Below are 1,186 nucleotides of genomic sequence, written 5' to 3' on the forward strand. Positions count from 1 at the left end.
CTGGGGTGAAGTCGTAACAAGGTAGCCGTAGGGGAACCTGCGGCTGGATCACCTCCTTTCTAAGGAAGCTGTGGAACCGGTAAGACGCCAGGCCTGATCTTCGGATCAACCCTGGATGAACCTTCCCGTGCTTTTTAGAACATAGATGGCGCCAGTCAGGCGACCATCGCAACGTAATACGCTGCGGAATGCCTTTGGCATCGGACAGTATGGCGAAAACCGCCGACTACGTTTCTCTTTCTTCATTAGGATATGAACCATTGAGTGCGCTCACGGGCTGTTCGCACCTTCGGTGCTGCCCTCCGCGAGGGCGCCGGCCAACTTTTAGGGTTGATGGCGGCGACGGCCTCTGGCCTGTATTGGCGAGCGTTACTTAACGTAGAGTTTGTCGAGATCGGGCCTGTAGCTCAGTTGGTTAGAGCACACGCTTGATAAGCGTGGGGTCGGAAGTTCAAGTCTTCCCAGGCCCACCATTCTCCTTTTTAAGGTGTTTGGTTTGTTCGATCTTGACCCTCCTGATGGCATTGTCATCGGGTGTTGCGATGGTTGGGGCTGTAGCTCAGCTGGGAGAGCACCTGCTTTGCAAGCAGGGGGTCAGCGGTTCGATCCCGCTCAGCTCCACCAATTCGCTTTTGGTGTCGAGATGACGGGTACATATCCTTTGAAGAAGTAAAAGTTTGCATCGCTTCGATGAAGCGCATGCCTGTTCTGCAAAAATCGTGAAGAGAAGATTGATCTGGAGGCTTCCAGGTCTGGGTTTTACCGCAAGGTGAGCCTGGGTTTGAAGCTGATCCTTATGATGTCGTTGATGGCCTAGCCGGCCGGACACGAAAGAGGGATCGGTGGAGATAGGAAGCTTGTCACTCTGGTCGGTCATTGTTGGTGTTTTGGGCTTTTGTCGAATGCATCTCTGATGACTTATTGATGTCCGGTTGCTAACCGCACGGACCCGGATTTAATCTCGAGAAGCTGGTCTTAAGATCAGACGTAAAGAGGCCGCTCGGCGTGGCCTCGTCAAAAGCGATCTGATCGACAAAGAACACGTCGATGTCATCATGAGAAGGATGGGTTGTAAAAGGTAGCCCTTCCGCTTCACCGGTCACGGTGAGGCTATATTGATGAGCATTGGCAATGAGAACGATTAAGTGTCGTAAGGGCATTTGGTGGATGCCTTGGCATGCACAGG

General features: G+C 52.7%; 1 protein-coding gene, 2 tRNA genes and 1 rRNA gene. 3 read left to right on the plus strand and 1 reads right to left on the minus strand.

The annotated features are described in order from the left end of the window. From JZX87_RS30960 to JZX87_RS30970, 3 genes are all read left to right on the plus strand, one after another. A 16S ribosomal RNA gene (locus JZX87_RS30960) occupies window positions 1–59 on the plus strand; the annotation flags it as partial. Between the two features lie 337 nt (window positions 60–396). Then, window positions 397–473 (plus strand) — tRNA-Ile (locus JZX87_RS30965). A gap of 75 nt (window positions 474–548) precedes the next feature. After that, window positions 549–624: transfer RNA gene (locus tag JZX87_RS30970), tRNA-Ala, on the plus strand. A gap of 311 nt (window positions 625–935) precedes the next feature. Here JZX87_RS30970 and JZX87_RS30975 read toward each other — a convergent pair. After that, on the minus strand, window positions 936–1,186 hold a 251-nt coding region (locus JZX87_RS30975; protein ID WP_353654305.1), incomplete at its 5' end, for a hypothetical protein.

Origin of the sequence: Agrobacterium sp. Ap1, from assembly GCF_017313375.1 — a bacterium.
In the GTDB taxonomy this organism is placed as follows: domain Bacteria; phylum Pseudomonadota; class Alphaproteobacteria; order Rhizobiales; family Rhizobiaceae; genus Neorhizobium; species Neorhizobium cellulosilyticum.